Source organism: Pseudomonas sp. FP2294, from assembly GCF_030687625.1.
GTDB lineage: Bacteria > Pseudomonadota > Gammaproteobacteria > Pseudomonadales > Pseudomonadaceae > Aquipseudomonas > Aquipseudomonas shahriarae.
The window spans coordinates 4,043,038-4,056,017 of record NZ_CP117441.1; the positions used below are offsets into that span (position 1 = coordinate 4,043,038).

A 12,980-nucleotide genomic window follows, 5' to 3' on the forward strand; every position below is an offset into this window, starting at 1 on the left:
TTCGTGCCCGACACGTTCTGTAGGACATTTCTTGAGAACTTCAGCGAAGCAGCCAGCAAAGCTTTCACCGGCTGTAGGCAAAAGGCTAAGCTAGGGGCAATCAGTGTCGGCGGCGCCGGCACTAGTCCTGATTTCTTTGCACGGACGTCTCATGCGCAGTCGCCTTTTCAGCTTTTTATCTTGCCTGCTTCTTTCCTCCACCGCCGTCCAGACCGCCCAGGCCGTGGACCTGACCACCCAACGCCAATATTACGACCAAGCCAAGCGCGCCCTGGCCAAAGGTGACACCGGGCCGTACATGCAATACAGCCAGGCCCTGGCCGACTATCCACTGACGCCTTACCTGGCCTATGACGAACTGACCGCCCGCCTGAAGTCCGCGAGCAACCAGGAAATCGAACAGTTCCTGGCCAAACATGGCGACCTGCCCCAGGCCAACTGGATGAAACTGCGCTGGTTGCGCTGGCTGGCCGAGCGTGGCGATTGGCAGACCTTTGAAAAGTACTACGACGCCAAGCTCAATTTCACCGAACTGGACTGCCTCCACGGCCAATACCAGTTGAGCCACAACCTCAAGGCCGAAGGCTACAAGACCGCCGAAGCCCTGTGGATGACCGGTAAATCCCAACCCGCCGCCTGCGATGCCACCTTTGGCCAATGGGCCGCCGCCGGGCAATTGACCGAACAGAAAATCTGGGACCGCACCAAGCTGGCCGCCGAAGCCCGTAACTATGCGCTGGCCAACAGCCTGGTGAAAACCTTGCCCACCCTCGGCGCCCAGGGCCGCTTGATGGTGGATGTGGCGCAAAAGCCCGCCATGCTCAGCGACCCATCACGCTTCCTGCCGGCCACCGCGGCCATGTCCGACGCCGTTGGCCTGGGCTTGCGCCGCCTGGCGCGCCAGGATCCGGAACAAGCCATGGCCCTGCTGGATGGGTATGCCAGCAGCATGCACTTCTCCCGTGACGAAAAAGTCTCCATCGCCCGGGAAATCGGCCTGACCCTGGCGCGCCGCTACGACCCGCGCGCCCTGGATGTGATGACCAAATACGACCCGGAACTGCGTGACAACACCGTCTCCGAATGGCGCCTGCGCCTGCTGCTGCGCCTGGCCCGCTGGGAAGATGCCTACCAGTTGACCCGCAAGCTGCCCCAGGACCTGGCCACCACCAACCGCTGGCGCTACTGGCAGGCCCGCGCCCTGGAACTGGCCGAGCCGAAGAACCCCCATGCACTGGTGCTGTACAAGGGCCTGGCAAAGGAGCGGGATTTTTATGGTTTCCTTGCCGCGGATCGCTCCCAGGCCCCATATCAACTCAATAATCAGCCGCTGGTCATGAGCCAGGCGCTGGTCAACAAGGTGCGCAATACCCCGGGTGTACGCCGCGCCCTGGAGTTTTATGCCCGTGGCCAGATCGTCGACGGCCGCCGCGAGTGGTATCACGTCAGCCGCCACTTCAACCGTGACGAAATGGTTGCCCAGGCCAAGCTCGCCTACGACATGAAGTGGTACTTCCCAGCGATCCGCACCATCAGCCAGGCCAAGTACTGGGACGACCTGGATATCCGCTTCCCCATGGCCCACCGCGACACTCTGGTGCGTGAAGCCAAGGTCCGTGGCCTGCATTCGAGCTGGGTGTTTGCCATTACCCGTCAGGAAAGCGCGTTTATGGATGACGCCCGCTCCGGCGTCGGCGCCAGCGGCCTGATGCAACTGATGCCCGCCACCGCCAAGGAAACCGCGCGCAAGTTCAGCATCCCGCTGGCGTCACCGCAGCAGGTGCTGGACCCGGACAAGAATATCCAACTCGGCGCCGCCTACCTGAGCCAGGTGCACAGCCAGTTCAACGGCAACCGCGTGCTCGCCTCCGCGGCCTACAACGCCGGCCCTGGCCGCGTACGCCAATGGCTGCGCGGCGCCGACCACCTGAGTTTCGACGTGTGGGTGGAAAGCATCCCGTTCGACGAAACCCGCCAGTATGTGCAGAACGTGCTGTCTTATTCGGTGATCTACGGGCAGAAGCTCAACTCGCCACAGCCGCTGGTGGACTGGCACGAACGTTATTTTGATGACCAGTAACAGCCGGTAGATGCTGCCCGCCTGAAGCTGCAAGTGCCCGCGTTGTGAGACGCGGGCATTTTTTTAGGGTTCGTCGTGGCCATCGCTGAATTGCAGGGCCGCCAGCCGCGCATACAGCGGGTTGCTGGCAATCAGCTGCTGATGGGTGCCCACTGCGACCAATTTCCCTTGATCCATCACCGCAATCCGGTCGGCGTTTTTTACCGTGGCCAGGCGGTGGGCGATCACCAGGGTGGTACGCCCCTGCATCAGTTGCGGCAACGCCTGCTGGATCAGATGCTCGCTCTGCGCGTCCAGGGCGCTGGTGGCCTCGTCCAGCAACAGAATGGGCGCATCCACCAGCAAGGCCCGGGCAATGGCCAGACGTTGGCGCTGACCGCCGGAAAGGCCCAGGCCGCCATCCCCCAGATGGGTCTGGTATCCGTCAGGCATTTGCAGGATGAAATCGTGGGCATGGGCAATGCGCGCCGCTTCTTCGACCTGGGCAAAACTGGCCTGCGGGTTTCCGTAGCGGATGTTGTCTTCGACGCTGCCAAAAAACAGCGCCGGGCTCTGGGACACCAAGGCAAAGCAGCGGCGCAGGTCCAGCGGGTCGAGATGGGTCAGCGGCTGGCCTTCGAGCAGCACCTGCCCCTGCTGCGGGTCATAGAAACGCAACAGCAAGTCGAACAGGGTGGACTTGCCCGCCCCGGACGGGCCGACCAGGGCCAGGGTTTCGCCGGCCTTGACGCTCAGGTTCAGGCCTTCGATGGCATAGCGGTCGGGACGCGAGGGGTAGGAGAAATACAGGTCTTGCAGCTCCAGACGGCCACTGACCCGTTGCGGCAACTTGATCGCGCCAGTCGCCGGCGCCTGGATGTCATTGCTCGACTGCAACAGCTCGGCGATCCGCTCTGCCGCGCCGGCTGCCCGTTGCAACTCGCCGATCACTTCGCTCAAGGTGCCAAAGGCGCTGCCGACGATCAGGCTGTAGAACACAAAGGCCGCCAGCTCACCGCCGGAGATGCGCCCGGCAATCACATCCATGCCGCCCACCCACAGCATCACGCCGACGGCACCCAGCACCAGCACAATCACCAGGGTGATCAGCCAGGCACGCTGGACGATGCGTTTGCGCGCCGTGGTGAACGCCTCCTCCACCGTCCGCGCGAAGCGCTGCTCATCCTGCACCTGATGGTTGTAGGCCTGCACGGTCTTGATCTGGCCCAGGGTCTCGGACACGTAGCTGCCGACGTCGGCAATCCGGTCCTGGCTCTGGCGCGACAAGCTGCGCACGCGGCGACCGAAGATCAGGATCGGCGCCAGCACCAGCGGCAGCGCCACCACCACAATGCTGGTGAGCTTGGGGTTGGTGATAAACAGCAACACAATCCCGCCGATCACCATCAACGCGTTGCGCAGGAACAGCGACAAGGATGAGCCGATCACCGATTGCAGCAATGTAGTGTCGGCGGTCAAGCGCGACTGGATTTCCGAGCTGCGGTTGTGCTCGTAGAACCCCGGATGCAGGTAGATCAGGTGGTTGAACACCAGCCGACGAATGTCCGCCACCACCCGCTCGCCGATCCACGACACCAGGTAAAAGCGCGCAAACGTGCCCACCGCCAGGCCCAGCACGAGGATCATGAACAGGCCGATGGACTGGTTGAGCAGGTGCGGCGATTGGGTCATAAAGCCCTGGTCCACCAACAGCCGAATGCCCTGGCCCATGGACAAGGTAATGCCTGCGGTGACGATCAGCGCGAGCAAGGCGCCGACAGCCTGCCAGCGATAGGGGGCAATAAAGCGGGTGGCCAGGCGAATGGCGCGGCGTTGACGGGCTGAAAGCATGGAGAGCATCACCTGAGGAAGACACCCCCAAGCCTACACTGCAATCGGATTGAACTTGGGCAAATCACAATGAGTCAGGTTAATTATGCCCGGCAAGACTAAGCCCTAGAGGCTATCGGTCTAAACTCCGGCTGGAAATCCAGCGTGATTTCTGCTGGAGTGGGCATTCGATCCGTCGACGGGCCATGGAGTTGTAACAGCTCGGTCACGCGGGGGAATTAGAGTAGGTACACAACCTGATGAGGAGACAGGCCATGTCCTTGCAAACCAGCAGCACTGACAAAGTTGAAGTAATCCGCCAGCCACAGCAGTTGCCTTGCTCGTACATCGATGCACAGGGCCGTGAAGTGCAGATTACCGAAGAGATGATCCAGGGCGCCTGCGCCGAACTGGAGCAGAAACTGGTCAAGCCTGCCCAGCAAGGCTGATACGCCCCAGCTCTTTCAGACCCGGCCCAGGTGGCCGGGTTTTTTATGCCTGCGCTATGTCGATCAGCAAAGGCTTGCGCCCAAGCTGGTGACGAGGGCCTGCAAGGCTGCCGACTCACCGCTGATCCGCACCTTCAAGCCGTCAATCTCGCGGCGGTCCGGATAGTGCTTGCGCAGCAGGTCGAACGCCTTGCGCTGCTCCTCCACAGTGCCCACGAGGCTGCGGCGGAAATCTGCATCATCGCGCCGCGGGTCGTAGACGCTGCGGCACAGCGTCGCCAGGGCCCAGGCCGGGTCGGTGCTGGCATTGAGGTTAACCTCCGCCAGCCAAGGCTCAGGCAGCAAGTCACTCAACTGAATGCCCGCCGGCTGCCCAAGGTGCGCGCACAGCGCCTGGTAGATCTGCGCCGTGCCGCGCTGCTTGCCGTCCAGGCTGTAGCCGGCGATATGCGGGGTCGCCAGCACGCACAACTCGGCCAACTCGACATCCACTTCGGGCTCGCCTTCCCACACATCCAGCACCGCCTGCAGGTCTTCGCGGTCCAGCAACACCTCGCGCAGCGCCGCATTATCCACCACCGGGCCGCGGCTGGCGTTGATCAGCCAGGTACCCGGCTGCAACTGCTCCAGGCGCTGGCGATCCAGCAGGTGCCAGGTCGAGCCACTGCCGGATTTTTTCAGCGGGGTATGCAGGCTGATCACATCACATTGCTCGATGATCTGTTCCAGGCTGACGTAATCACCGTCTTCGGCGACCTGGCGTGGCGGATCGCAGACCAGCACTTTCCAACCCAGGCCCTTGAGCACCTTGACCAGGCGCCCGCCCACTTCACCGGCACCGACGATGCCATACGTCCGCTGGTTCAGGTCTGCGCCCTCGATTTCAGCCAGGGTCAACAGGCTCCCCAGCACATAATCCACCACCCCCCGGGCGTTGCAACCCGGCGCGCTGGACCATTGGATACCGGCCCGCTGAAAGTAATCGAGGTCCAGGTGATCGGTGCCGATGGTGCAGGTGCCGACGAACCGTACCGGCGTGCCTTCCAGCAGCGCGCGGTTGACGTTGGTCACCGAGCGCACCAGCAGCACATCGGCCTGTTCAATGGCGGCGCGGTCAATGGCCCGACCGGGCACGCGGCGGATCTCGCCAAACCCTTCGAAGAACGCATCGAGCAGCGGGATATTTTCGTCGGCAACAATCAGCATGGCAGGCTCCTTTGGCGGACCCGCAGTGTACAGGCACCAGCCTGTGGCGCGTTTACAAATCCGCTACACAGGTATTTTCCTGACCCATCCGTCAAGGCGTAGAATGCGCCGTCCTGAGTTCTCCCTTATCGGACATCTGTACGTGAACACTGCCACCACAACCCTCTCCCGCCCTGCCCGCGTTCGCCGGGAAGTCCACAGCCTGCTGGCGCTGGCCCTGCCGATCATGATCGGGCAACTGGCAACCACCGCCATGGGTTTTGTCGATGCGGTGATGGCCGGGCGCGTCAGTGCGCGAGACCTGGCGGCAGTGGCCCTGGGCAACTCCATCTGGATTCCGGTGTATCTGTTGATGACCGGCACCTTGCTGGCCACCACCCCCAAAGTCGCGCAGCGCTTTGGCGCCGGCAGCCACGCCGAGATCGGCCCGCTGGTGCGCCAGGCGTTGTGGTTGGCGCTGGTGGTGGGAGGCACCGCGTCATTGCTGCTGATCAGTGCCGAACCGATCCTGCATGCGATGAACGTCGATCCCGAGCTGATCGCCCCCTGCATGGGCTACCTGCACGGCATCGCGGCGGGCATGCCGGCGGTGGCGCTGTACTACGTGCTGCGCTGCTTCAGTGACGGCCTGGGCCGCACGCGCCCAAGCATGCTCCTCGGCCTGGGCGGGCTGGCGTTGAATATTCCGTTGAACTACGTGTTCATCTATGGCCATTTCGGTGTGCCGGCCATGGGCGGCGTGGGCTGCGGCTGGGCCACCGGGATTGTGATGTGGGCAATGATGCTGGGCTTCGTCGGGTGGACCCGCTGGGCCCCGGCCTATCACGCCAGCGAGCTGTTCAAACGCTTCGACTGGCCGAAATGGTCGGTGATCAAGCGTATCCTGAGCATCGGCCTGCCGATTGGCATCGCCGTATTTGCCGAGTCGAGCATCTTTGCGGTGATCGCCCTGCTGATCGGCAGCCTGGGCGCAACCGTGGTCGCCGGGCATCAGATCGCCCTGAACTTCAGTTCCCTGGTGTTCATGATCCCCTACTCCCTGAGCATGGCCGTGACCGTGCGGGTCGGCCAGGCCCTGGGCCGTGGCGAACCCCGTGAAGCGCGCTTCGCCGCTGGCGTGGGGATGGGCACCGCACTGGCCTATGCCTGCCTATCGTGCAGCCTGATGCTGTTGTTTCGCGAGCAGATCGCCACGATCTACACCGCCGACCCGCAGGTGGTCCAGGTGGCGGCGATGCTGATTGTGTTTGCGGCGCTGTTCCAGTTCTCGGATGCGATCCAGGTGACGGCCGCCGGCGCGTTGCGTGGCTACCAGGACACCCGGGTGACCATGGTCCTGACCCTGTTCGCCTATTGGGGCTTGGGCCTGCCGGTGGGTTACTTGCTGGGGCTGACCGACTGGCTGGGCCAGCCCAGCGGCCCGAGCGGCTTGTGGCAGGGCCTGATCGTCGGCCTCAGTTGCGCGGCGGCGATGCTGGTGGTGCGCCTGGCACGCAGTGCGCGCAAGCGCATCCGCACGGCGGTTTAAGCGAGCTTCTTGCGGATCCAGTACAGGTAAGTCCCCGCCTCTTCGCGCTGTTCCACCAGTTCATGGTCCAGGAACACACAGAACTTGGGGATATCGCGGCGGGTCGAGGGATCGGTCGCGATCACCTTGAGCAGGCCGCCGGGCGCCAGGTCGCGGATGTGCTGGTGCAGCATCATTACCGGCTCCGGGCAGTTGAGGCCGGTGGCGTCGAGGGTGCCGTCGACGGCAGGGTCAAAAATGTCGCTCATCACTCACTCCTACAAGGTCGTCTTTAGCGGGCCTTGGGTTTCTTTACGTCCAGGCGGCGCAGGTGGCAGGTCACTTCCTCACGGTCGTGGTACAGCTGCTTGCAACCGATTTCTACCCGGATGCCCCGCGCCTTGAAGCCTTCTTCGATGCGCTCCAGCAGGCGTTTTACTTCGGCGTAGCGCTGTTTCATCGGCAACTTGAGGTTGACCACCGCTTCGCGGCAATGCCCCTCGCCAATCCAGGTTTCCAGCAGGGCCGCGTTACGCGCCGGTTTCTCGACGATATCGCAGACCATCCAGTCCACCGGCTGCTTGGGGGTGAAGGTAAAACCATCCGCCATCAAGTGTTGCACCAGGCCGGTGTCCATCAGGCTTTCGGCCATGGGGCCGTTATCAATCGCCGTCACCAGCATGCCGCGATTGACCAACTGCCAGGTCCAGCCGCCTGGTGCTGCGCCGAGGTCTACCCCGGTCATGTCGCCGTGCAGGCGCTCGTCCCACTGGTCGCGGGGGATAAAGTGGTGCCAGGCCTCCTCCAGCTTCAAGGTCGAGCGGCTGGGCGCGTCACGAGGGAATTTCAGGCGCGGGATGCCCATCGGCCACATCGCCGAGTTGTTTGACTCGGCCAGGCCCATAAACACTTCGCGACCGCTCTTGAAGGTCAGCAGCAGGCGCGGCTTGCTCGGGTCTTCGACCAGTTTGTCGGCGGCCAGCAGGGCCTTGCGCAGATGCACTTCGAATTTCTTGCAGAAGTTCGACAGTTCCTTGCCGTCGTTGGTATCGACCATCTCCAGCCACAGGCTGCCGCACACCGGGAAATCCCGCAGGTGCGCGAGGATCACGCTGATGCGGTCGGTTTCCGGCAAGTCGATGAACACCCCACGCGCCCACTGCCTTGGGAAGATCAGCTCGGCAAAGCGTTGGCCGCGCATCAGGCGCTGGGCGCCGTCTTCTTCGGTGCAGACAAATTCGGCGCAGGCGCTGCCGGTCTTGGCCTTGGCATAGCCGGAAACGTTCAGGCGCGCGGCGTGTTCCGCGATCTCGGAACAGACTTCGCCTTCAAAACCCGGGCGGCAGTGCATAAAAAGGGTGTTCATTGAATCTCCTGGCAACTGGCTTGCTCTATCGCAATGCCTGTCATGAAAACGCGCGCATGATAGCTGAGTTCGGAACCTTGGACTTGCCCATAGAGTCCAGTAATTAGCCTGCTACTGAAAACCGGGCTAGCTTATAAGCTCTGTTCGTCCCGTCAGGTCCGTAGCCGTGCGGACCATAAGGAGTCATGTAATGTCATCCGTTGATAGCCTGAGAACCCTTAAGACCCTGCAGATCGACAGCAAGACCTACCACTACTTCAGCCTGCCCGAAGCCGCCAAGAGCCTGGGAGACCTGGACAAGTTGCCGATGTCCCTCAAGGTGCTGCTGGAAAACCTGCTGCGCTGGGAGGACGACAAAACCGTCACCGGCGCCGACCTCAAGGCCCTTGCCGCCTGGCTCAAGGAGCGCCGCTCCGATCGCGAAATCCAGTACCGCCCGGCCCGGGTATTGATGCAGGACTTTACCGGCGTACCCGCCGTGGTCGACCTGGCCGCCATGCGCGCCGCCGTGGCCAAGGCCGGTGGCGATCCGCAGCGCATCAACCCGCTGTCGCCGGTGGACCTGGTGATTGACCACTCGGTGATGGTCGACAAGTTCGGCAATGCCGACGCCTTCGAGCAAAACGTCGATATCGAAATGCAGCGCAACGGCGAACGTTATGCGTTCCTGCGCTGGGGCCAGAGCGCCTTTGATAATTTCAGCGTCGTGCCGCCGGGTACCGGCATCTGTCACCAGGTCAACCTGGAATACCTGGGCCGCACCGTGTGGACCAAGGACGAAGATGGCCGCACCTACGCCTTCCCCGACACCCTGGTGGGCACCGACTCCCACACCACCATGATCAACGGTCTCGGCGTGCTGGGCTGGGGCGTGGGCGGTATCGAGGCAGAAGCGGCGATGCTCGGCCAGCCGGTGTCGATGCTGATCCCGGAAGTGATCGGCTTCAAGCTCACCGGCAAATTGAAAGAAGGCATCACCGCCACCGACCTGGTGCTGACGGTCACGCAGATGCTGCGTAAAAAAGGCGTAGTGGGCAAGTTCGTCGAGTTCTATGGCGACGGCCTCGCCGACCTGCCCCTGGCCGACCGCGCCACCATCGCCAACATGGCCCCGGAATACGGCGCCACCTGCGGCTTTTTCCCAGTGGATGACGTGACCCTGGACTACCTGCGCCTGTCGGGCCGGCCTACCGCCACCGTCAAGCTGGTCGAGGCCTATACCAAGGCCCAGGGCCTGTGGCGCAACGCCGGTGAAGAACCAGTGTTCACCGACAGCCTGGCCCTCGACATGGGCACTGTCGAGGCCAGCCTGGCCGGGCCGAAACGCCCACAGGACCGGGTCTCACTGCCGGATGTGAGCCAGGCCTTCAGCGACTTCCTCGACTTGCAGTTCAAGCCTGCCAGCAAGGAAGAAGGTCGCCTGGAAAGTGAAGGCGGTGGCGGTGTTGCGGTGGGCAATGCCGACCTGGTGGGTGAAGCCGACTACGACTTCGAAGGCCAGACCTATCGCCTGAAAAACGGCGCGGTGGTGATTGCGGCGATTACTTCGTGCACCAACACCTCCAACCCGAGCGTGATGATGGCCGCCGGCCTGGTCGCGAAAAAAGCCGTGGAAAAGGGCCTGAGCCGCAAGCCCTGGGTAAAAAGCTCGCTGGCGCCCGGCTCCAAGGTGGTCACCGACTACTACAACGCCGCCGGCCTGACCCCCTACCTGGACCAACTGGGCTTCGACCTGGTGGGCTATGGCTGCACCACCTGCATCGGCAACTCCGGGCCGCTGCCTGAGCCTATCGAGAAAGCCATTCAGCAAGCCGACCTGACGGTAGCGTCGGTGCTGTCCGGCAACCGAAACTTCGAAGGCCGCGTGCACCCGCTGGTGAAAACCAACTGGCTGGCCTCGCCACCGCTGGTGGTGGCCTATGCCCTGGCCGGGACCGTGCGCATTGATATCAGCAGCGAGCCCCTGGGTACCGGCAAGGATGGCCAGCCGGTCTACCTGCGCGATATCTGGCCCAGCAGCCAGGAGATCGCCGACGCGGTGGCCCAGGTCAGCACCGGCATGTTCCACAAGGAATACGCCGAGGTGTTTGCCGGTGACGCACAGTGGCAAGCCATTGAAGTGCCGCAGGCCGCAACCTATGTGTGGCAAGAAGACTCCACCTATATCCAGCATCCACCGTTTTTCGATGACATCGCCGGTCCGCTGCCGGTGATCAAGGATGTGCAGGGCGCCAATATCCTGGCGCTGCTTGGCGACTCGGTGACCACCGACCACATCTCCCCTGCCGGCAATATCAAGGCCGACAGTCCTGCCGGACGCTACCTGCGCGAACAGGGTGTGGAACCGCGGGACTTCAACTCCTACGGCTCGCGCCGCGGCAACCATGAAGTGATGATGCGCGGCACCTTCGCCAACATCCGCATCCGCAACGAAATGCTCGGCGGCGAAGAAGGGGGCAACACCCTCTACATTCCTACCGGCGAGAAGATGCCGATCTACGATGCGGCCATGAAATACCAGGCATCCGGCACGCCATTGGTGGTGATCGCCGGCCAGGAATACGGCACCGGCTCCAGCCGCGACTGGGCCGCCAAGGGCACCAACTTGCTGGGGGTCAAGGCGGTGATCGCCGAGAGCTTCGAGCGCATCCACCGCTCCAACCTGGTGGGCATGGGCGTGCTGCCGTTGCAGTTCAAGCTGGACCAGAACCGCAAGGCCCTGCAGCTGACCGGCAAGGAGAAGATCGACATCCTCGGCCTGACCCATGCCGAGATCGAGCCACGCATGAACCTGACGCTGGTGATTACCCGCGAAGATGGCCGCAGCGAGAAAGTCGAGGTGCTGTGCCGGATCGACACCCTCAATGAAGTTGAGTACTTCAAGGCGGGCGGGATTCTGCACTATGTACTGCGTCAGTTGATTGCTTCATAACGCGTCAAGCCAGACAAAACACCGCCTACGGGCGGTGTTTTCATTTTTGCCTCCAGGTCCCGCCGCTATAATACGCACCCGTTGCAGGAACCGGCTTGCCGGTTCCTGCAAAAGCAATTGCGTCATTTTTACGTCACAAGGATTTTCAATGCCCGCTTTACCCTGGCTGTACCTGGCACTTCTATCCATCGGCTATGCACTGGCCCTGGCCTACGGGCAACTGGGTTTACTGGCCCTGGTGTCCATCGGCCTCTTGCTGGTGGCAGGTTACGCCGTGCGCCAACAACACATCCCATGGGCCCGCTACCTCGGCCATGGCCTGTTCATTGTATTGGCCCTCGGCCTGGCGATGCACTGGCTGCCCGGTTTCTACAACGGTCGCGGCATCGACCCGCAGCGCTTCAGCGCCGATGCCGTGCCCTTCTCGATGTACCTGAACCAGGACAAACCGCTGATCGGTTTCTGGCTGCTGCTGGTCTGCCCGTGGATCGTCGCTCGCCGCCCGTTGCGCCTGTCGATCTATGCCACGGCCCTGGCCTTGACCCTGACCACCATCGCCGCCCTCGGCGGGGCGGTGCTTCTGGGCATTATCAGTTGGGCGCCCAAATGGCCGGACCAGGCCTGGCTCTGGGTGTTGAACAACCTGTTACTGGTGACCCTGGTTGAGGAGGCACTGTTTCGCGGCTATATCCAGGGCGGCCTGAGCCGGCGCTTCAAGCAACTGCCTTATGGCGAAAACCTCGCCTTGCTGCTGGCCTCGCTGCTGTTTGGCCTGGTGCATGTGGGCGCGGGTTGGCAATGGGTGCTGCTGGCCAGTATCGCCGGCGCGGGGTACGGCCTGGCCTACCGCTTCGGCGGCCTGGGCGCAGCGATTGCCACACACTTTGGTTTGAATCTGCTGCATTTCGGGTTGTTTAGCTACCCGATGCTGGCGGGTTGATCTTCGATCAAAACCACAATCGCGCCTGACCTGAGGGCTGGACAACAGACTCCGCCCACTGTTGTCCAGCCCAAGGTATGTGGCTGTATGAGCAGTTGTCCCGTGAAGGGAAATACCACGCCAAAACCCTGCTATCGCCTCATACAGAAGGAAAGCAGGACCTCCACTAGGATGGTTGAAAGCGCCCGCTGCCAGAGCCATAGCCTTTCAGTATTGAAAAGCCATACCCGCCTGCCGCACTCCCAGACTCGATATTGGTCAGACAATTCATTTTTTTGTAATTTTTTTTGTCTGAGCTTTACCAAGAGAAATTGAAAACGCCAGCTACGTAAAATCTTCAATAACATCAGAAAAATCGCACATCTATCGAGACTTTTGCCCGAATGTGCACGTTTTTCACTAGCAAAAGGACAACATTTGTTAGCAGTCAAAGCAGAGCTTGTAAAGTGAAAAGTTTGTGAATTTGTTAGTGGCACAACAAATTCAAAATGATATCTTCCGTGCTGCGTAGGCGGTTCCAGCAAAATTGCCAGTGAAAAGATATAAAAAAATCTTCATGCGCCAGTTATGGAGTTGTCACGAGCACGGAGTGCCCAAAAGCTACGCCTCTTGCCCTCCCACCTATGCATTTTCAGTTGCGCAAAACCGCATCTGCGGTCTGCTGCAGACGTTTTTTACCATTGGAATGGAT

Annotated in this window: 9 protein-coding genes; 5 read left to right on the top strand and 4 right to left on the bottom strand. The window is 61.8% G+C overall.

Features of this window, described 5'->3' with window-relative positions; all coding sequences use genetic code 11:
- The first annotated feature begins 151 nt into the window (after positions 1-151).
- The gene (locus PSH73_RS18015; RefSeq protein ID WP_198799599.1) at positions 152-2,080 is read left to right on the top strand and encodes a transglycosylase SLT domain-containing protein; all 1,929 of its coding nucleotides are present in this window, start codon (positions 152-154) and stop codon (positions 2,078-2,080) included.
- A 63-nt stretch (positions 2,081-2,143) separates the two neighbouring features.
- On the opposite strand, the gene PSH73_RS18020 is transcribed toward PSH73_RS18015, so the two are convergent.
- Positions 2,144-3,919, bottom strand: coding sequence for an ABC transporter transmembrane domain-containing protein (locus tag PSH73_RS18020; protein ID WP_289138987.1), 1,776 nt, complete (start codon positions 3,917-3,919; stop codon positions 2,144-2,146).
- Between the two features lie 245 nt (positions 3,920-4,164).
- Between PSH73_RS18020 and PSH73_RS18025 the strand changes: the two genes are divergently transcribed.
- Entirely contained in the window at positions 4,165-4,338 is a 174-nt protein-coding gene (locus PSH73_RS18025; RefSeq protein WP_032863322.1) for a PA1571 family protein, read from the top strand.
- A 63-nt stretch (positions 4,339-4,401) separates the two neighbouring features.
- Here the strand turns inward: PSH73_RS18025 and pdxB are convergent, their stop codons facing one another.
- A complete protein-coding gene (pdxB, locus tag PSH73_RS18030) occupies positions 4,402-5,544 on the bottom strand; it encodes a 4-phosphoerythronate dehydrogenase PdxB (RefSeq protein WP_305461132.1) in 1,143 nt (380 codons plus the stop codon).
- A gap of 142 nt (positions 5,545-5,686) precedes the next feature.
- Here pdxB and PSH73_RS18035 point away from each other — a divergent pair, with 142 nt between their 5' ends.
- The gene (locus PSH73_RS18035; protein ID WP_057438638.1) at positions 5,687-7,072 is read left to right on the top strand and encodes an MATE family efflux transporter; all 1,386 of its coding nucleotides are present in this window, start codon (positions 5,687-5,689) and stop codon (positions 7,070-7,072) included.
- On the opposite strand, the gene tusA is transcribed toward PSH73_RS18035, so the two are convergent.
- The gene (gene tusA, locus PSH73_RS18040; protein ID WP_057438513.1) at positions 7,069-7,320 is read right to left on the bottom strand and encodes a sulfurtransferase TusA; all 252 of its coding nucleotides are present in this window, start codon (positions 7,318-7,320) and stop codon (positions 7,069-7,071) included. The genes PSH73_RS18035 and tusA overlap by 4 nt on opposite strands.
- Before the next feature lie 23 nt (positions 7,321-7,343).
- Positions 7,344-8,417 carry a 23S rRNA (cytidine(2498)-2'-O)-methyltransferase RlmM gene (gene rlmM, locus PSH73_RS18045; protein WP_057960304.1) on the bottom strand — a complete coding sequence of 358 codons (1,074 nt, stop codon included), beginning with the start codon at positions 8,415-8,417 and terminating at the stop codon, positions 7,344-7,346.
- A gap of 190 nt (positions 8,418-8,607) precedes the next feature.
- Here rlmM and acnA point away from each other — a divergent pair, with 190 nt between their 5' ends.
- Both acnA and PSH73_RS18055 read left to right on the top strand, forming a co-directional pair.
- A complete protein-coding gene (acnA, locus tag PSH73_RS18050; protein ID WP_120733803.1) occupies positions 8,608-11,349 on the top strand; it encodes an aconitate hydratase AcnA in 2,742 nt (913 codons plus the stop codon).
- A gap of 148 nt (positions 11,350-11,497) precedes the next feature.
- Positions 11,498-12,289 (top strand): CPBP family intramembrane glutamic endopeptidase, encoded by a 792-nt coding sequence (locus PSH73_RS18055; RefSeq protein ID WP_057960306.1) that lies wholly within the window; start codon positions 11,498-11,500, stop codon positions 12,287-12,289.
- Positions 12,290-12,980 lie beyond the last annotated feature (691 nt).